General features: G+C 58.5%; 17 protein-coding genes and 1 other RNA gene. 5 read left to right on the forward strand and 13 right to left on the reverse strand.

Translation table 11 applies throughout. From position 1 onward, the window contains the following. Positions 1 to 12 precede the first annotated feature (12 nt). Both recN and bamE read left to right on the forward strand, forming a co-directional pair. Positions 13 to 1674: a DNA repair protein RecN gene (gene recN / locus WFM45_RS14795; protein WP_004929104.1), complete on the forward strand. Its 1662-nt coding sequence runs from the start codon at positions 13 to 15 to the stop codon at positions 1672 to 1674. Positions 1675 to 1914: 240 nt separating this feature from the next. After that, positions 1915 to 2253 (forward strand): outer membrane protein assembly factor BamE, encoded by a 339-nt coding sequence (bamE, locus tag WFM45_RS14800; protein ID WP_004929101.1) that lies wholly within the window; start codon positions 1915 to 1917, stop codon positions 2251 to 2253. 118 nt (positions 2254 to 2371) lie between these two features. Here the strand turns inward: bamE and WFM45_RS14805 are convergent, their stop codons facing one another. Beyond that, positions 2372 to 2656 carry an RnfH family protein gene (locus tag WFM45_RS14805; protein ID WP_004929098.1) on the reverse strand — a complete coding sequence of 95 codons (285 nt, stop codon included), beginning with the start codon at positions 2654 to 2656 and terminating at the stop codon, positions 2372 to 2374. After that, on the reverse strand, positions 2649 to 3083 hold the full coding sequence (locus tag WFM45_RS14810; RefSeq protein WP_004929096.1) for a type II toxin-antitoxin system RatA family toxin: 435 nt from the start codon (positions 3081 to 3083) through the stop codon (positions 2649 to 2651). Before WFM45_RS14810 ends, WFM45_RS14805 begins: the two co-directional genes overlap by 8 nt. Before the next feature lie 161 nt (positions 3084 to 3244). Here WFM45_RS14810 and smpB point away from each other — a divergent pair, with 161 nt between their 5' ends. Together smpB and ssrA are read left to right on the forward strand one after the other, a co-directional pair. Further along, positions 3245 to 3727 (forward strand): SsrA-binding protein SmpB, encoded by a 483-nt coding sequence (gene smpB, locus WFM45_RS14815; RefSeq protein ID WP_004929094.1) that lies wholly within the window; start codon positions 3245 to 3247, stop codon positions 3725 to 3727. Positions 3728 to 3776: 49 nt separating this feature from the next. Next, positions 3777 to 4140: a transfer-messenger RNA gene (ssrA, locus tag WFM45_RS14820) on the forward strand. A gap of 133 nt (positions 4141 to 4273) precedes the next feature. Here ssrA and WFM45_RS14825 read toward each other — a convergent pair. The 3 genes from WFM45_RS14825 to WFM45_RS14835 are packed head-to-tail and all read right to left on the reverse strand — an operon-like array spanning position 4274 to position 6456. After that, positions 4274 to 5410: an HlyD family secretion protein gene (locus WFM45_RS14825; RefSeq protein ID WP_336956225.1), complete on the reverse strand. Its 1137-nt coding sequence runs from the start codon at positions 5408 to 5410 to the stop codon at positions 4274 to 4276. Positions 5411 to 5419: 9 nt separating this feature from the next. Continuing rightward, positions 5420 to 5764, reverse strand: a complete 345-nt coding sequence (locus WFM45_RS14830) for a DUF3302 domain-containing protein (RefSeq protein ID WP_015378821.1) — start codon at positions 5762 to 5764, stop codon at positions 5420 to 5422. Between the two features lie 38 nt (positions 5765 to 5802). After that, positions 5803 to 6456: a DUF3313 domain-containing protein gene (locus WFM45_RS14835; protein ID WP_004929005.1), complete on the reverse strand. Its 654-nt coding sequence runs from the start codon at positions 6454 to 6456 to the stop codon at positions 5803 to 5805. Positions 6457 to 6591: 135 nt separating this feature from the next. Here WFM45_RS14835 and WFM45_RS14840 point away from each other — a divergent pair, with 135 nt between their 5' ends. Next, positions 6592 to 7527, forward strand: coding sequence for a LysR family transcriptional regulator (locus WFM45_RS14840; protein ID WP_336956228.1), 936 nt, complete (start codon positions 6592 to 6594; stop codon positions 7525 to 7527). 55 nt (positions 7528 to 7582) lie between these two features. On the opposite strand, the gene WFM45_RS14845 is transcribed toward WFM45_RS14840, so the two are convergent. From WFM45_RS14845 to WFM45_RS14880, 8 genes are all read right to left on the reverse strand, one after another. Continuing rightward, complete coding sequence (locus WFM45_RS14845; RefSeq protein ID WP_336956229.1) at positions 7583 to 9196, reverse strand: DUF2534 family protein; 1614 nt, start codon at positions 9194 to 9196, stop codon at positions 7583 to 7585. A gap of 119 nt (positions 9197 to 9315) precedes the next feature. Next, positions 9316 to 9726, reverse strand: a complete 411-nt coding sequence (locus WFM45_RS14850) for a DUF2946 domain-containing protein (RefSeq protein WP_166730284.1) — start codon at positions 9724 to 9726, stop codon at positions 9316 to 9318. A gap of 159 nt (positions 9727 to 9885) precedes the next feature. Then, positions 9886 to 10569: a fimbria/pilus chaperone family protein gene (locus tag WFM45_RS14855; RefSeq protein WP_021504963.1), complete on the reverse strand. Its 684-nt coding sequence runs from the start codon at positions 10567 to 10569 to the stop codon at positions 9886 to 9888. A gap of 16 nt (positions 10570 to 10585) precedes the next feature. Then, positions 10586 to 12904 carry a fimbria/pilus outer membrane usher protein gene (locus tag WFM45_RS14860; protein ID WP_336956231.1) on the reverse strand — a complete coding sequence of 773 codons (2319 nt, stop codon included), beginning with the start codon at positions 12902 to 12904 and terminating at the stop codon, positions 10586 to 10588. A gap of 132 nt (positions 12905 to 13036) precedes the next feature. Continuing rightward, a complete protein-coding gene (locus tag WFM45_RS14865) occupies positions 13037 to 13675 on the reverse strand; it encodes a DUF1120 domain-containing protein (RefSeq protein ID WP_021504965.1) in 639 nt (212 codons plus the stop codon). 48 nt (positions 13676 to 13723) lie between these two features. Further along, positions 13724 to 14365 carry a DUF1120 domain-containing protein gene (locus WFM45_RS14870; protein WP_021504966.1) on the reverse strand — a complete coding sequence of 214 codons (642 nt, stop codon included), beginning with the start codon at positions 14363 to 14365 and terminating at the stop codon, positions 13724 to 13726. A 157-nt stretch (positions 14366 to 14522) separates the two neighbouring features. After that, positions 14523 to 15152 carry a DUF1120 domain-containing protein gene (locus WFM45_RS14875; RefSeq protein ID WP_021504967.1) on the reverse strand — a complete coding sequence of 210 codons (630 nt, stop codon included), beginning with the start codon at positions 15150 to 15152 and terminating at the stop codon, positions 14523 to 14525. A 559-nt stretch (positions 15153 to 15711) separates the two neighbouring features. Beyond that, the gene (locus WFM45_RS14880) at positions 15712 to 16164 is read right to left on the reverse strand and encodes a GNAT family N-acetyltransferase (protein ID WP_079007667.1); all 453 of its coding nucleotides are present in this window, start codon (positions 16162 to 16164) and stop codon (positions 15712 to 15714) included. Positions 16165 to 16167 lie beyond the last annotated feature (3 nt).

Below are 16167 nucleotides of genomic sequence, written 5' to 3' on the forward strand. Positions count from 1 at the left end.
AGGAAGGTTCCCATGCTGGCGCAATTAACCATCAGCAACTTTGCTATCGTTCGTGAGTTGGAAATCGATTTTCAACCGGGCATGACGGCGATCACCGGTGAAACCGGCGCCGGCAAATCCATCGCTATCGATGCGCTGGGGCTGTGCCTCGGCAACCGCGCCGACGGCAACGTGGTGCGCCTGGGAGCCGCCCGCGCCGATATCTGCGCCCGCTTCTCGCTGGCGGACACCCCGTCCGCGCGCGAATGGCTGGAGCAGAACCAGCTGGACGACAGCAACGAATGCCTGCTGCGGCGGGTGATCAACGCCGACGGCCGTTCGCGCGGCTTTATCAACGGCACCGCCGTGCCGCTGTCGCAGCTGCGCGAGCTGGGGCAACGCCTGATTCAAATCCACGGTCAACACGCCCATCAGCTGCTGCTCAAGCCGGAGCACCAAAAAGCGCTGCTCGACGCCTACGCCGACGAGCCCGCCCTGCTGGCGGCGATGAGCCAGGCCTACCAGCGCTGGCACCAGAGCTGCCGCGAGCTGGCGCACCATCAACAGCAGTCCATCGAGCGCGAAGCGCGCAAGCAGCTGCTGCAATACCAATTGAAAGAGCTGAACGAATTCGCGCCGCAGGCCGGCGAGTTCGAGCAGACCGACGCCGAGTACAAGCGCCTGGCCAACAGCGGCCAGCTGCTGACCCTCAGCCAGCAAACGTTGCAGCTGCTGGCCGACAGCGACGAGAACAACATGCTCAGCCAGCTTTACAGCGCCAAACACCTGCTGCTTGAGCTGGCCGGGTTGGACGATAAGCTCAGCGGCCTGCTGGACATGCTGGAAGAGGCCTCTATCCAGATCAGCGAAGCCAGCGACGAGCTGCGCCATTACGCCGATCGCATGGATCTCGATCCCAACCGCCTGCACGAGCTGGAACAACGCCTGTCGCGCCAAATCAGCCTGGCGCGCAAACACCAGGTCGCGCCGGAGGAGCTGCCGCAGCTGCATCAGCAGTTACTGGATGAACAGCAGTTGCTGTCGCAGCAGGAAAGCGATCATGAACACCTGAACGAGGCGGTCACCCTGCATCACCAGCAGGCGCTGGCGCTGGCGGAAGAGCTACACCAGAAACGCCTGCACTACGCCGCCGAGCTGACCACGCTCATTACCGACAGCATGCAGGCCCTCTCCATGCCGCACGGCAAATTCAACATCGACGTGCGCTTCGAACCGCAGCATCTGAGCGCCGAAGGGGCCAGCCGCACCGAGTTCTGCGTCTCCACCAACCCGGGGCAGCCGCTGCAGCCGCTGGCGAAGGTTGCCTCCGGCGGCGAGCTGTCGCGCATCGCGCTGGCCATTCAGGTGATCACCGCCCGCAAGATGGAAACCCCGGCGCTGATCTTCGATGAGGTGGACGTGGGCATCAGCGGCCCAACCGCCGCCATCGTCGGCCGCCTGCTGCGCCAGCTCGGCGAATCCACCCAGGTGATGTGCGTCACCCACCTGCCGCAGGTGGCCGGATGCGGGCATCAGCACCTGTTCGTCAGCAAGCAGACCGACGGCACGGTGACCGAAACCCAGATGGCGCCGCTGGATAAACGCGCCCGGCTGCAGGAGCTGGCGCGCCTGCTCGGCGGCAGCGAAGTCACCCGCAATACGCTGGCGAACGCCAAAGAACTGCTGGCCGCATAAAAAAGCTCAACTTTTTCACTTTCCTGCGGTCTGACAGTGACGCTGTTGGCCCGAGAAATATCTAAAGTGCGGCGCGGCGGTGATCCAAAGCCATCTCAACGGCCTGAAAAAGGCCAAGCGCTTGAGGTGCTAAAGGAAAGCCAATGCGTCGCAACGTGAAAGATGAAGGGTATAAAGGTTTCCAACTGCCGCAAGGTCTATTATCATCGGCATCCTATGCCCTAAAGGAATGTGATTACTATGCGCTGTAAAACGCTGACTGCCGCCGCTGTAGTTCTTGTGATGCTGACTGCAGGCTGTTCTACTTTTGAAAAGGTGGTTTATCGTCCTGACATCAACCAGGGGAACTACCTGACGTCGACCGACGTGGCGAAAATTCAGAAAGGGATGACCCAACAACAGGTCGCTTACACATTGGGCACCCCAATGCTGCAAGACCCGTTCGGGACTCAGACGTGGTTCTATGTGTTCCGTCAGCAGCCTGGCCATGAAGACATCACCCAGCAGACGCTGACGCTGACCTTCGACAGCGCAGGCGTGTTGACCGATATCCAGAACAAACCGGCGCTGACCAAGTAATTGGTGCCGCCCGCTCTTCCGGCCCATGAGGGGGCATGATGTTCCTCATGACAGTCGCAGGCTGCAACGCGGAAGAAAAAGTCAGCTTCAGATAAAAAAATAAGGCGCTATAAGCGCCTTATTTTTTTGCCTTTTCTGCCCGTTGCCGGCGCAGCTCTTTCGGATCGGCTATCAAGGGCCGGTAGATCTCCACCCGGTCACCGTCGTTCAGCGTGTCGCCCAGCTTGGCCGGGCGGCTGTAGATGCCGATTTTGTTGCTCTTGAGATCGATATCCTGGCGCAGCTCCAGCAGGCCCGAAGCCTGGATCGCCTGCTCAACGCTGCTGCCCTCGGCCAGTTTCACCTTGCGCAGGTACTGACGCTCCGGCAAGGCGTACACCACCTCGACCTGAATGTCAGACACTGTAGACCTCTTTCGCCCGCTGGGTGAATGCCTGCACCATGCTGCCCGCCAGCTCTTTGAACACCTTGCCGAACGCCAGCTCAATCAGTTTGTTGGTGAACTCGAAGTCCAGGTGCAGCTCCACCTTGCAGGCCTCTTCGCTCAGCGGTGTGAACTGCCAGCCGCCCATCAGCTTGCGGAACGGGCCATCAACCAGCTGCATATTGATGCTCTGGTTATCCAGCAGCGTATTGCGGGTGGTGAAGGTCTTGCTGATACCGGCCTTGGCGACGTCCACCGCAGCGGTCATCTCGTTGGAGGTAGCGTTAAGCACCCGGCTGCCGGTGCAGCCTGGCAGAAAATCGGGGTAAGAATGAACATCGTTAACCAACTGATACATCTGCTCGGCGCTGAACGGCACTAATGCAGACCGACTGATCTGGGGCATATCATTTCCTGTAAGACATAAAACGTACAGATAATACCATTTATCTGGCGGCAAACAAAAAATCTGCTAAGGGATGAGGGCACCAAAAATGCGAAAAATTGCGCAGGTGCTGAACGGGAAAGGATTTCTTTCGCTGGAGCATCCAGTATAATGAACGCACTATGACAAAGAAAAAAGCACACAAACCCGGTTCCGCCACCATTGCCCAAAACAAGCGCGCGCGTTTCGAATACTTCATTGAAGAAGAGTTCGAGGCGGGCCTGTCGCTGCAAGGGTGGGAAGTTAAATCGCTGCGTGCAGGCAAAGCCAACCTCAGCGACAGCTACGTGACGTTCCGTGACGGTGAAGCCTATCTGTTTGGCGCCACCATCACCCCGCTCAACGTGGCTTCGTCGCATGTGGTGTGCGATCCGACGCGTACCCGTAAACTGCTGCTGAACCGGCGCGAGCTGGACACCCTGCTCGGCCGCGTCAACCGCGAAGGTTACACCGTGGTGGCCTTGTCCCTGTATTGGAAAAATGCCTGGAGCAAGATCAAGATCGGCGTAGCCAAAGGCAAGAAAGAGCACGACAAACGCGATGACATCAAAGATCGCGAATGGCAGACGGCGAAAGCCCGTATCATGAAGCACGCCAATCGTTAAGCCGCTGGCTTATCGAGGTAAACTTCTGGTATACTGCACAAAGTTACTTGGGGCTGATTCTGGATTCGACGGGATTTGCGAAGCCCTAGGAGCATGCCGAGGGGCGGTTGGCCTCGTAAAAAGCCGCAAAAAAATAGTCGCAAACGACGAAAACTACGCTTTAGCAGCTTAATACCCTGCTTAGAGCCCTCTCTCCCTAGCCTCCGCTCTTAGGACGGGGATCAAGAGAGGTCAAACCCAAAAGAGATCGCGTGGACGTCCTGCCTGGGGCCGAAGCGTTAAACTCAATCAGGCTAGTCTGTCAGTAGCGTGTCCATCCGCAGCTGGCCGGCGAATGTAAAGATTGGACTAAGCATGTAGTGCCGACGGTGTAGTAATTTCGGACGCGGGTTCAACTCCCGCCAGCTCCACCAAATACGTCGCCAGTGAACCAGATAGACCCGGCGATAATAGCGAAAAAGCCCACAACTTCGGTTGCGGGCTTTTTTGTTTTTGTCACATTCAGGGGGAAGCCCCTTGGCCCGGGTTCCCCCGGGCCAATGCGGGCTAGTGATCCAGATAGAGGTAATGCAGCCAGCTGGTCATGCGCAGCAGCACTTTGCGCATCACGGAGACGTGCTCGAAGTGCCCGGTATAGACCGCCGCCTGGGCGCTCACGCCGTCGGGCAGATGATCCAGATCCGGGTTGGCTGCCAGATCGATCATTACGTACACCCCTTCCCGGCCCGGCGTGGCGCTCAGGCCCTGCAGTGCGCCGCTGGCCTGGTAGCTGCCGTCCGGTATCGCCGGCAACACCCGGCTCACGGTGCCGCCATAAACCTGTCCCGGCAAGCCGTTAAACACCACCTCAGCCTGATCCCCCTGCGCCAAGCGCAAGATGGCGTTCTGGCGGAATACCGCCACCACCTGGCGCTTTTGCTGCGGGATAAAGATCATCACCGGTTTGAACGGCAAGCGCACCGCCGCCGTGCCCGGCCGCGCCAGCACCTGCGTGACATAGCCATCGCTCGGCGCACGCACCACCGTTTGTTCCAGGTTGTAACGCGCTTCGGCTATTTGCGATTTCAGGCTGGCTATCGTGGCGTCTTCGCCGTCATAGCGTCCGGACAACCGAGCCTGTTCCTGTTGGAACTGGGCTTTCGCCGCCTGCAGCGCGGCGGATTGTGCCTGATACTGCTGCTGCGCATGGCTGACGTCCTGCTCCGAGAATGGGTTGACCGGCATGGCCGCCCCTTTCGCGTAGCGCTGGTAATCCTTGCGGGCACGATCATACTCCGCGTTCGCCCGCTGCACGTTGGCGGCGGACTCGCTGAGCGCCGCCCGGCGCGTTCTGATCTCCGCCTCCGCCCCGGCCAGATCCGCTTCCAGCTTGCTGAGCCGCGCGCGGTAGCGGCTGTCGTCGAGCCGGAATAGCACCTCGCCTTTGCGCAGCAGCACGTTGGTTTTCTCCGTCACCTCAACGATCATGCCCGAGACCTGCGGCACCATCGGCACCGACACGGCAATTTTCTGCGCCCGATCGCTGTACGGATGGTTGTAGTTCATCGTCAGAATCAAAGCGCCGACGATAACGATCCCGCCGAGTACGGCGGTCGGCACGGTCCATTTGTTGACCGGAATGCGGAACAGCTTAAATACGCCGTAGCTCAGCGCCACATAGCTGAGAATAATAAGTAAATCCATAGGCTACGCTCAACTTACCGTGGGGCCGGGAACCGCCGTCGGCTTTTCCTGCAGGCGTTGTAATTCCGTTTCGAGCAGCGCGATGCGCGCCTGCAGATCCGTTGAGGATTCCGTTCTTTCACTCATGCCCCAGCCGCGTTCCGGCCGATAGAGCGTCGCCCAGATCCACAGCAGCGGCCAAATGGCGTGCAGCGTAAACAGGCTGACCCAACCGGCAACGTGAATCGCATCCTGATGCGGGTGCCGGCGCTTTTTCGCCAGCAAATAAGGAATGTCATGAATAATAATGACGCCGTAGAATAATATCAGGAATACCGCAATCAGTACGCCTAACGCAAAATAGTTAAGAAACATGTAAAGTCCTGGTTGAGAATAATGGAAATAAATAATCTCTATAGCGTGTTATATTGTCTGATGTCGTTGGCGATGGTATCGATGGCGTTCTTCACGTCGGTGACTTTCAGCTGTGCTTTCTCATTATTAAGATTTTCTCCCGAAGCCTTACGCACCACTTTAATCACCGGCTGGTTGGTCGCGGCATCGATAAACTCGCCTTCCATATAAACCGCGCTCTCCATGGTGCGGTGCCCGGTTACGCTTTGCGTGGCGGCGATCAGCAGCGTGATTGGCAAGACTTCATAGACCTGCAGCCCTTTCTTCTGCGTGTCGATCGCCGTGATGGCGCCGCGGAAGATCAGCGTATGCTCACGCGGCATGTCCACCAGCGTAAAGTGGGTGCCCATCGCCTGTTTAAACTGCTGGTTGGTGTAATTCAGGATATTGTCGAGCGCGCGTTGGCTGACCATTTCGCTCGGTTTCGGCCGCGGGAAATAGATCATCGGTTGATACACCAGATATTGATAACGGGAAAAATCGACGCTCTGATCTTTCCAATATAAAACGTCTTTACCGGACGCGGATTGGCCTTTGTTAATATCGTTATAATTGGTCAGAAAGGTCGAATATTTTTCTTTTTCGGTCACGGCGGACGAGCACGCGGCCAATAATAACAGCGCAGGTAAAATCACCGTTCTTGTTACTTTCATTGACGGATTTCTCTTTATTTATGTGGATAGCAAATAATCAAATCGAATGATACCCACCCGCCCGTGATAAGTCATATGACAATGCCGCCAAAGACGTATATCATTTTTGATATACATACTCATACGAGCCAGCCAGTGAAAGAGAAAGACTTCCGTATTGAAGAGCTCAGGATTGTAAGCGTCATCGCCGAAACGGCGAGCGTCAGCAAAGCGGCGCAGCTGTTGGATATGCCGCAGTCCAATGTGTCGCGCGCCCTCACCGCGCTGGAGCGGCGGCTCGGGCTGGAGCTATTCCTGCGCGGCCCGCGCACTCTGTCACTGACCGAGTTCGGCGAACAATTCTTGCGGTGCGCCTCGCAGTTGCTGAACGAGCATAGCGATCTGCTCGATATGGCCGGCACCTATAAGCGCAGTATGAGCGGCATGGTCACGCTCGGCGCGCCGATAGGCATCCACGCTTTCCTGGCCAGCTATTTGCTGCCGCCGCTGCTGCACGCTGCGCCGGCGCTGACTGTCGATCTGGTGACCCGCAACCCCGACGAACGTGAGAAAAAATATGGCGCAGTATTCGACAGCGACTGCGATTTGCTGATCAGCTTTTTCCAGCCGCAAAACGAAAGCCTGATCGCTAGGCCCTTTACCCGTTTTCGCGTTGGGCTGTTCGCCGCGCCGGATTACATCGCCCGCACGCCGCTGAAGGAGCTGGATGAACTGTCGCAGCATCGCTGCATTACCTTGCGCATGCTGGGCGGCATCCGCAATACCTGGAGCGGCTACAATGCGCAGGGGGAGTTGGTGCAGGTCGAGATCAACGGCGCCAGCGTCTGCGATAACATTCTGCCGGCGATCGAGCTGGCCAAACAGGGCCTGGGCATCGTCTACGCCCCGTATTATTCCGTGGCCGCCGAGCTGGATGCCGGCACACTGCAGCCTTGCCTGGCGCGCGAGCGCGGCATCGATATGCAGGCCTACCTGATCTACCGCCGGCGAGGCGTGTTGCCGCACCGCGTGCAGGTGACGATGGACAGCATCATGGAAAGCGTCAAACTGCACGCGCACCGGCTGATGTAACCAAGAAAAACCCCGCCGCAGCGGGGTTGAACGCCTCACATCGGCGCAAAATACCTCATCGCCCCTCTTTTTCCCCCAGGAAGAAATACCACAGCGGAATGGAAAGCAGCAGGGTGAACACCAGCGTATACAGCAACACCATCAGGCTCTGCATCACGATCATCTGGGCGCTCCAGACGCCAATCGGCAGCTGAAACTGCTCGACGGTACCGCCGAGGATCGCCCGGCCCATCACGCAACCGACCGCTACCGCCACCGTCGCCACCGCCGCGCGGAACTTGCGCACCTCGGCGCGGCGGGCGGCCGCTTCCGGCGTTTCGTCCCGAAGGCCTTGCCGCTGGCCGCGCCAGCGCCATACGTCCACCAGCAGCAACGCCGCGAGGCTCACGCCCATTACCGGCAGGCAATAACCCAGCGCCGCTGCTACCAGCAGCGTGACGGCGCGCGACGGCACGGAAAGCGCCAGCCAGGCGGTGACCAGCGTATGCACCGGATGCTGCGCACCCGCCGCCGGGCGGCGGATCCACCACATGCGGTAACCCAGCACGATCGTCAGGCACAGCCCGAGGCCGAACGCCGCCAGCAGCAGCTGATTCGGCAAGCCGAACAGAATGCCCATGTGGGCGTCGATGCCCCAGCGGGTCAGCTTGGCGATGAGCGGGAAGGTGCCGAACCGCACCTGGTCGACGACGGCGAAGCTTTGCGGCGCGATGGCGACCGCGTCCACCTGCGTTGGCCAACTGCGATCCACTTCGGTCACCGTCCAGGCTTTGCCCTCGCCCTTCGGCTGGCGCAGCTCTATCTTGGCGGCATCGATCCCGGCGGCGCGCGCGGCGTGCAGCGCCCGATCCCAATCGCCGTTCAGCGCATTGGCCTGTGCGGCAGGGTTCATCTTCATGCCCGGCATCATCCCGCGGTGCTCGGCGTGCGGATCGGCCGGCGTCTGCGGCGCATCGGCCTGCAGGCTGGCGTTGACCTGCGGCGTCAGCCAGCCCAGGTTGGCCCGCAGCGCGTCGATGTTGCCGCCGGCCCACTGCGACCAGGTCAACCCGGTAGCCGAGAAGAACAGCAGCCCGGCCAGCAGCGCTACGCCCAGCGTGATATGCCAATGGCGGTTAGCGGCGAAGCCCCCTTTCACCCTTTTCAGCTTGCGCTTCGGCCGCGTCGCCAGCCACAGCGCCACGCCGCCCAGCGCGGCCACCCACAGCCAGGATGCCGCCAGCTCACTGTAATTGCGGCCCATATCGCCGAGCAGCAGGCTGCTGTGCAGCTTATCCAGCCAGGTGCGCAGCGGCAGTACGCCGGAGGTGCCGTACACCGTCATATCGCCCTTGATCGCCAGCGTGTAAGGATCGACAAACAGCGCGCGCGACTCGGAAGCGCCCAGATCGCCTCCCACGAACTGTACGCGCGTGGTATCCGTCGCGCCGGGCGCCGGGCGCACGGCGTAAATGCGCGTCTCGGCACCCGCCACACGGCGGGCGGCGGCGATTTGGTCGGCCAGCGATCTCGCCTGTCCGTGCGGTTCGGTGAAAAGCGCATCGCGATACAGCGCCTCTTCAAGCTGCGGGGTTAGCACATACAGCGTGCCGGTCAGTGCGGCGACCAGAATAAAAGGGGCAACCAGCAGGCCGATATAAAAATGCAGCCGTCTGATCAGGTTCAGCATCGCGCCTCGCGGCGATGCGGCAGGTGGAGTTTTGGTTATTGAAGACATGGCCTTTCTCGTTTTTCAAACTGTGCACGCAGGCAAACCGTCCGCAGCGATACGGACGGCGTGACCCATGATCAAGCAATAGGGAAAAACGATTGGCCGGGCGGCCCGCGCGGGCTTGGCCGCAGAGCAAGGCGCCGAATGGGCGGGGGGACGATGCGCGGCGCGCAAGGCAGGCGCGCAATACGCGCCATCAGCCACAGCAGCGGGACGAATACCCACAACAGCAGCGGCACGTGGATCAGCAGCTCACAATAGCCGCAGAAAATCATCTCCGCCGGATCCATGCCATGGTGGCCGGCATGCTCGGCGGCGGGCATCGCCATCCCATGCATGTCATGCGGCATGGCGGCTGCCGGCTGCGCCATGCCGCCCATCATCTGATGGTGCATCAGCGATTTCGACACCACCGGCGCAACAAACAGCAACAGCACCGCCATAATGGCGATGCAGGCGGTAAAGCGTTGCGGTAGCTGGCGTGGCACTCTCATCGCGGCGGCGAATTAACCCGGTCGGTGGCGAACAAGCAGCCAGTGTAACCCGCTCTACCTCCGGGGTGAACGAAAAAACGTTTCATTTCTCGCGGCATTCACCATGCCTAACTACATCTCTTGCTTATGCAAGGCGTCTGATTTTCATCCAAATCACTTCACCGTCAGCGTCACCGCATCCTGCTTGAAGCCATAGCGGCTCAGCGGCGTGATGACAACCGACGTCGGCTGCCCTTCCACCGCCAGCGTCTGCGTCTCGCCCGCCATCAGGTAGTAGTTCTCCAGCGTCACCACCTTGCCCGACGGCTGCAACGTCAGCTGCGGCGCCAGCCGCACCACGTGCAACCCGCCGTTGGTGAGCGTCAGCCGACCGGCTCCTGCGCTCAACCGCAGGTCGTCCCACGGCGTCTTGCTCACCGCCACCGCTTTCGGCTGCAGAATCAGCCCGATGCTCTGCCGTACCGGCATCCGCGCGCTGTTGTCCACCGCCTGCCCTATCCCCTCGAACGACGCCTTCAGCATCACCTCGTGCGGCAGCGCCGTACCCGGCTTCAGCACAAAGTTCACCTGCTGGCTCTGCCCCGCCTCGATGCGCGCTATCGGCGGCGACAGCAGCACCGCCTTGCTGAACCCTTTGCCATCCAAATCCTCCACCTTCGTCGCCAGCAATATCGGCTCCGACGAGCTGTTCCTGATGCTGAAGCTCACCCGCCCCGGGTTCTCCTCCAGCACGATGCCCATGCTCTCCAGCTGAAACGACGCCCCGGCGGAATGCGCCAGCCCCAGCGTCAACCACAGCCCGCCCAGCAGTTGCGCCAGTCTCCGTTTTATCGTCATGATTGCTCCTCTCTTCTCATCCATTATCGGACGAGCCGCCCGCCGCACGGCAGACGCCATCGCCCTCTTCGTACAACACCGACGGGTCGAACGCCGCCGGCACCGCGTAACTCACCACGCATTCGTTCATGTTCAGACGCCGCACCCGCAGCGCCTTGCCGATATCGTCGTTCACCAGCATCAGGTTACCCTCGCCTATCAGCGTGCCCAGCAGCTGCCCCCGCTCGTCGTGCACCGACGCCCCGGTCGGCAGCAGCGCGCCGCTCTCATCCCGCAGGGTCAGCAGCAGCTGGCGCACTTCGGTCACCCGAAAACGCCGCTCCGCCACAGTGCCGCGTGCCAGCTCAAGCGCCGCATCCGTGCTGTCCAGCCGTAGGTTCAGCGGTAGCGACAACGTATCGACCTGAGCACGCAGCGGCATGTAGGGCATCAGCACCGGCAGCAGCACGTCACCGGCGAAATCCGTGACGCCATTGCCGCTGCCCGATATTTTCACACCGGACTGTCCTGGCACCTTCATCACCGCGAAGGTGTCGCCGATGCGCTGCGGCGACGTCACCCAGGTGCCGTTGGCCACCCCCAGCCCTCCCGACGACGACAGCGACAGCGATGTGCTACCTTGCCCGCTGCGCGAGGCGCCCAACCCAAGCCGGGTATAGGGCGTCTCGCCGTTCAGGTTGCCGGCGCTCTGATAGTCACCGTCCGCGTCCCGCGTCACGTCCAGATAGCCATTGAGCCGTTCGCTCAACGGCCCCTGCCAACTGCCGCCCAGCGTCATTTGCTTGTTACGCCGCGCCTGCAACCGGCTGCTAACGCTGCCCGCTCCCCAAGGCAGACTCAACCCGGCATAGACCGCAGCACGATCATAAGCGGAAGACTGTAGGTTAACGCTTAACGTCGCCCGCCCCAGGCTCGCACCATATGCCAGTGCATGCGTCCAGCTGCGCCGGCTGCCGCGGTAATAGCGTTCATGCGACAGTGAGTAAGCCAGCACGCCGGCGTTCAGGGCTCGCCAGGAAAGTGCCAGCCCGCCGCTGTAGCGCAACCGTGCCGTCTCTGCCTCTACTGAGGACGGGTTTAGCAGCCCTTCGTCCGCCTCCCGGAAGCCTTCCGTGCGGTACTGTGACGACAGAGACAGCGCCAGACTCCGCCCCATAGCCACCTGCCCTTGGGTCTCCAGCTGCGCGCCAGGCTGCCGGCCACGGGTGAAAATAGCACTGCCCGATAACCAGTTGCCGCCGTCGTCTCCCAAACTGCCCTGCCAGCCCAGTCGTTTATAGGTATGAGCCAACAAACCGCCCACCGTTATCTGCCCCTGGCCGAGACGGAACGCCTTCTCCCCCAGCAGCAGCGCTGGCGGCGATGTCCCATAATGGTCGCCCCCGTAGGGCTGATAACGCCCTGCCGCCAAACGATAGCCGCCCGAGCGATCCGCTGGATCGCCTGTATCGGGCGTGACCGTAAAGCGTTGCCGCCGCCCGTCGGTTTCGATAACGGTGACCTCTGCCTCCACCCCGGCCATCACCGGCCCCAACTCGCTCAGCGAAAACGGCCCGGCTGGTAGCAGGGTGCGAAATATCAGTTGTCCGTGCTGTTTGACCTCTAACGTCGCCGGGTTCACAACGCTGCCCTGCAGCGGCACTGTCAGTGCCGCGTTGTGTCCTCCGATATCCACGGACGCCAGTTGCCCACCGCTCAGCGGCACGTTACCACTTAGTACGCCGCCGGCACTGAATTCGCCGAGCTGCACAAACGCACCCCAGCCAGGAAAATCTTTGCTCGCCGAGGTTTCGTACACCTCGAGCCGGCTACCGTTCTCGTCGTTGCTGTAGCTCGAACGGTTGCGCAGTACCCAGTTGCTGAGGTTGATGCCCGGCTCCAGCATCGCCTGCAGCGTCTGCTGATTGCCGTAGCGCCCCTGGCGGCGGTTGGCGTAAAGATCGTAGTTCAGCAGCAGCGCATGGCCACCTGACTGCTCGGTACGCAATTTATCCGGGTCGAACGCCACCTCCGGCAGGGTTATTTCCACCCGAAAGGCGCCGGGAAATACCCTCACCACCGCCTGCGGCCAATACGTCTCAAGACGTTCGCAGCGGCCTAGAGGCGACGCAACCCGTAAACGCAGCGTCTGTGCTAGCCGTTCATCCAGGCATAACTCACCTTCAGAGTCGAAGCGCACCTCCTCCTGGTAGCGCTGCGCCGCGTTGACCTCCAGCATCACCCGGTGTACGCCCGGCAAAAACCGAGCGGTATTGAAAAAGGCAGCGATGTCCGCGTTATACCCCAGTTGCGCCAGGGTTTTGACATCGAATCCGGAGGCAGCAGTTTTCGTCATCGGCCAGACCAACAGAAACAGCAGTGCCGATGCGCTTTGCCTGATAGACACGTCATCTTCTCTGGGTTAATTCAGGGAGTGATAGATTCAGAAAAAGGGGGAGAGAGCTCCCCCTGCGCTATCTATCCGGTATTACAGCCCGAAGCCGAACTCCAGCGTGGTAGACCCATCCAGACTAACGTCTTCACTCACCCCGCCGTGCATATCGCCGCTTTTGGCCAGGAAGGCTTCAACCAACAGCTGAGCGGTGAAGTTTTTACCGATAGCTAGCGTATTGCCTGAAGCTGAGGCCCAACCCACACGCTTACCGTGCTCAAGATTAACCACGGTTTGAGGTGAAGTGATCGACGTGTCTGAAGTAACGAACAATCTGCCAGTCACCCCATCAATCTGAGGGAAATAGGCCTGAATCGAATAGAACCCCAGCTTACCGGTAGTATTGACGTTACCGAGGCCAAAGGTTTTTCCTGTCTCACTGGCGCTGCCCAGACGGTTGTCGATAACGTTAAAAGTCATCGGTGTTTCAGCATCGCATTTCACCTCCATGGTACTGCCGCCTTTAACTCCCAGGCTAACCGGCTTGTCCTTGCTGATTCTCGTATGGCTGATGCTGCCATAATCGAAAATGCCCTCGTTAGGGAGTTTGACCTCACAGGTCGGCGCTATCAGTTCACCCACTACTTTAATTTCCGCGCTCGGGCCGGCGGCCAAACTCCCCCCGGTAACAAGCAGCGTGGCAGCTACCATCATGCGCAACGCAATTTTATTCATTAGTCGACATCCTTATATCGCTACAATCCAAATAACTTTTTCAGGCACTCAGATGCCGTACGCAAAATTAAGGGTGGAAGATCCATCCAGTTTTACGCTATCGGTAATAGGACCGTTCATGTCTTTAGAAGAAGCCAAATAAGGTTCAACCTCCAGCATTACGGAGAAGAGTCTTCCGCTGTTTTGAACATTACCCGACTTTGCCCAACCCGTGACGTTGTTTTTATCGACATAGGCCGAACTGACGGTAGAGAATGTCGTGGCGCCTTTCTGAACGCTGTACAGTGCTGAAGAAACGCCGTTAACTGCGGCATTAAGGGCATTGACTTTATAATAACCGAGTTTGCCGGAGCCATTGACACCACCCAGGCCAAAGTTGGCGCTGCCCGTTACGCTGGCAGTGCCTTCGCGGTTATCGACCACGGTGAAATTCAGAAAGGTTTCGGCTTCACAGTCAACGACCAACTGTTTTTGCGATTTAGCCAGCGCGGTGGCTGTCGTGGAGCTCACCAACGCATTGGACAGCTTGCCAAGATCGAAAACGCCATCGTTAACAATGGATACCTGACAAGACGGTACCGCCATTTGCCCTTTGACCTTCAGCTCTGGTGACATAGATGCCGCAGAAACCTGATTCGCCATCATCAAGACTGCGGCGATGCTTGCAGAGATTACTGTTTTTTTCATCATGAATATCCATACTCATAGTTAATATTATCCTGTTCAAAAAAGATGGCAGGATGTTAAACGAGGATAAATCCCCTCTTGCTCAATCAAATTCGTTGTCTTCACCCGCACAGGCGTAAAAACCAGGTATGAATTTGACACTGCGCATTTATTGCTTTATTCAGAGCCCAAAAACAAAATTCAACGTTACCGAACCGTCCAGCTCCACTTTATCGGCAGTGGGAATGTCGGCAGCCAGAACCGGCGTCACCGAAATATCCATGGTATAAGTACGACCAAAGGCTCGCGTCGAATCCGCCAGCAACCAATCGGTACGCTCACCGGAAATCAACGCCACTTCGCTACCTGGTGAAGTCCCGGCCGCATTATGTGCGCGCAAAGCTGCCGGAACACTGTTCACCGTAGAGCGAGACAGGCCCAACATAAAATACCCAATGGAGTTCCCATCGGACGCATTCCCCAGCCCGAAACGACTCAGGTCCGACCCGTTGCGGCTGGCAGAGCGGTTATCCATCGGAATGAGCGCCAGGTAAGCATCGCCCTCACAGCGCACCTGCCAGGTTTGTTTCAAGGCCGGCAATCTCTGTACCTTCCCCCGGGGGCCTTCCCGCACGGTGCCAAAATCATAAACGCCATCGTTACCGGCAATAACGGTGCATCCTGAATGCTTTATTTTCCCGGACACTTTCAACTCAGCAGCAGGCGCGGCAATAAGTTGACCGGGAAAAAACATCAACAGGCTAAATACGCTTATTGGCCATAATTTATTTTGCAACAGTCTCTTTTTCATCACAGTGTGGTTTCCGTTCCCATTAGTCCATACCCTTTTAATCACACAAACCATTGACGAAATAAATACTTATTCATTCCAATGCGGAGGCGAAAAAAAACATTCTCTCATTAGAGAGTCATCAATTTATTTTTCGAGGTACAGCTCAGTCGCGTCGTTTTCGCCACCGATACAGTAAGCGCTAATCTAGCGCCCCAGAGCTGGGATTAAAATATAAACCTAAACACCATCAACAATTCAGAACATAAGGTAAAAAAAATAGGTAAAAATAGATAAAAAGACATGAGAGCAGAAAAAAAACAACAATACAGCAGACAAACACCCATGATAATTATGCATAATTACCCAGCACAGATGTCAGTTAATGACATAAACAAAGCATTAAACTCAAATGAAATAACCAAGATGAATCTTTTCATTAATTTCAATACAATAGCGAATAATATACCGTCAGTCAGACGCTCCCAATTCAGATTCAAAGAAAAAACGGCTCGCTTCTCCGCGTGCCGTTTTTTCCGTTGCAGATAATAAGCTGAATCTTGGTAAACAGCGGATCTGTTTACAGCACCCGCGAATAGACCCGCGAGGCCTCGCCCCAGGGGTGATAGCCGAGCCCGTTATAAACGAAACCGCTGCGCTCGTAGTAACCCTCCAGATCGGTGCACAGGTGCAGCTGCGGGAAGCCCAACCGGCGAGTTTCCGCCGCCACATGCTCAATCAGCTTGGCGCCGCAGCCCCGGCCGCGCTGCGTTTCCTCTACGTAGAGCGCACACAGCCAGGGATACAGCTCACCGCGGCTGATAAAGTCGTTGGTAATCAGCCCCGCACAGCCGAGGATCTGGTCATTTTCCATCAACAGGTACCACTGCGGCAGCGGGTTGGCGGCGCCGAGGCTGCGGTTGATAGCGTCTTCATACATCATCAGCGTCTCTGCCGTGGCCCAGTGCCGCTGAAAATATGCAATGGCGCGCGGCGCCAGCTCGGGCGCTTGCCGCACCGAAATCATGTCCATCGT

Origin of the sequence: Serratia sp. KG1D, assembly GCF_037150675.1 — a bacterium.
Classification (GTDB): Bacteria; Pseudomonadota; Gammaproteobacteria; order Enterobacterales; family Enterobacteriaceae; genus Serratia; species Serratia nematodiphila.

Excerpts from the sequence above, each read along its gene's own strand:
- recN (WP_004929104.1), top strand. The coding sequence starts at position 13 with ATGCTGGCGCAATTAACCATCAGCAACTTTGCTATCGTTCGTGAGTTG.
- bamE (WP_004929101.1), top strand. The coding sequence starts at position 1,915 with ATGCGCTGTAAAACGCTGACTGCCGCCGCTGTAGTTCTTGTGATGCTG.
- WFM45_RS14810 (WP_004929096.1), bottom strand. The coding sequence starts at position 3,083 with ATGCCCCAGATCAGTCGGTCTGCATTAGTGCCGTTCAGCGCCGAGCAG.
- smpB (WP_004929094.1), top strand. The coding sequence starts at position 3,245 with ATGACAAAGAAAAAAGCACACAAACCCGGTTCCGCCACCATTGCCCAA.
- WFM45_RS14825 (WP_336956225.1), bottom strand. The coding sequence starts at position 5,410 with ATGGATTTACTTATTATTCTCAGCTATGTGGCGCTGAGCTACGGCGTA.
- WFM45_RS14830 (WP_015378821.1), bottom strand. The coding sequence starts at position 5,764 with ATGTTTCTTAACTATTTTGCGTTAGGCGTACTGATTGCGGTATTCCTG.
- WFM45_RS14835 (WP_004929005.1), bottom strand. The coding sequence starts at position 6,456 with ATGAAAGTAACAAGAACGGTGATTTTACCTGCGCTGTTATTATTGGCC.
- WFM45_RS14845 (WP_336956229.1), bottom strand. The coding sequence starts at position 9,196 with ATGCTGAACCTGATCAGACGGCTGCATTTTTATATCGGCCTGCTGGTT.
- WFM45_RS14855 (WP_021504963.1), bottom strand. The coding sequence starts at position 10,569 with ATGACGATAAAACGGAGACTGGCGCAACTGCTGGGCGGGCTGTGGTTG.
- WFM45_RS14860 (WP_336956231.1), bottom strand. The coding sequence starts at position 12,904 with ATGACGAAAACTGCTGCCTCCGGATTCGATGTCAAAACCCTGGCGCAA.
- WFM45_RS14865 (WP_021504965.1), bottom strand. The coding sequence starts at position 13,675 with ATGAATAAAATTGCGTTGCGCATGATGGTAGCTGCCACGCTGCTTGTT.
- WFM45_RS14870 (WP_021504966.1), bottom strand. The coding sequence starts at position 14,365 with ATGATGAAAAAAACAGTAATCTCTGCAAGCATCGCCGCAGTCTTGATG.
- WFM45_RS14875 (WP_021504967.1), bottom strand. The coding sequence starts at position 15,152 with ATGAAAAAGAGACTGTTGCAAAATAAATTATGGCCAATAAGCGTATTT.
- WFM45_RS14880 (WP_079007667.1), bottom strand. The coding sequence starts at position 16,164 with ATGGACATGATTTCGGTGCGGCAAGCGCCCGAGCTGGCGCCGCGCGCC.